At 69.1% G+C, this 771-nt stretch carries 1 protein-coding gene and 1 pseudogene; both read left to right on the top strand.

The window, feature by feature from the left end; translation table 11 throughout:
- Positions 1–132 (top strand): annotated as a pseudogene (locus tag PJ985_RS23250) (roadblock/LC7 domain-containing protein); the annotation flags it as partial.
- Positions 133–242: 110 nt separating this feature from the next.
- Positions 243–771 (top strand): DUF742 domain-containing protein (locus PJ985_RS23245; protein ID WP_443033585.1); only part of this gene is annotated, 529 nt, incomplete at its 3' end.

Raw genomic sequence — 771 nt, 5'->3', positions numbered from 1 at the left:
CTGGCGGTGCTGGCGCATCCGGATGCCGATATCGGCCTGGTGGGTTACGAGATGGCGCTGCTGGTCGACCGGGCCGGTGCGGTTCTCACTCCCGACCTGCGGGCCGAGCTTCAGGGCTCCCTGCTCAACTAGCAGACACATCGTGGGGTTTATGCTCGTGCACCATAAGGTGCGAGTCGCAGACCGCACGGAGCGGTGCATGGTACGGACAACGGCAGGCGAAGGCAGTCGAAGGAGGAAACGTGGCAATGTCCCCAGGTGGACCGTACGGTAACGAATACCCGGAGCAGCCGCGCGGCGGCGGTCAGTCCAGCCGCTTCAACTTCCCCTCGGCTCCGAGCGGCGGACAGCTTCCGCCGCAGCGGCACGGCCACGAGCAGCCCGATTCCTCCCGTCCGCCGCAGCGGTCGCAGCACGCGGGAGGCACACAGCCTCCTCCCAACCGGCAGCATGAGCCGCCGGGCCGGCGGCGCCCCGCCGACGACAATGCCCCACAGAGCCTGGTGCGTCCGTACGCCATGACCGGTGGCCGTACGCGGCCGCGGTATCAGCTGGCGATCGAGGCACTGGTCAGCACGACCGCCGAGCCGGCCCGGCTGCAAGGGCAGCTGCCCGAGCACCAGCGGATCTGCCAGCTGTGCTACGAGGTCAAGTCCGTCGCCGAGGTGTCCGCCCTGCTTTCCATCCCCCTCGGCGTTGCCCGGATCCTGGTGGCCGATCTGGCCGAGGCCGGGCTCGTCGCGATTCATCAGCCGGGTCATGAGGGTGAGC

The sequence above is a fragment of the Streptomyces sp. ACA25 genome, assembly GCF_028200735.1.
GTDB lineage: Bacteria > Actinomycetota > Actinomycetes > Streptomycetales > Streptomycetaceae > Streptomyces.
The sequence above is the reverse complement of the archived record's forward strand: the minus strand, read 5'-3'. Positions and strand labels throughout refer to the sequence as shown.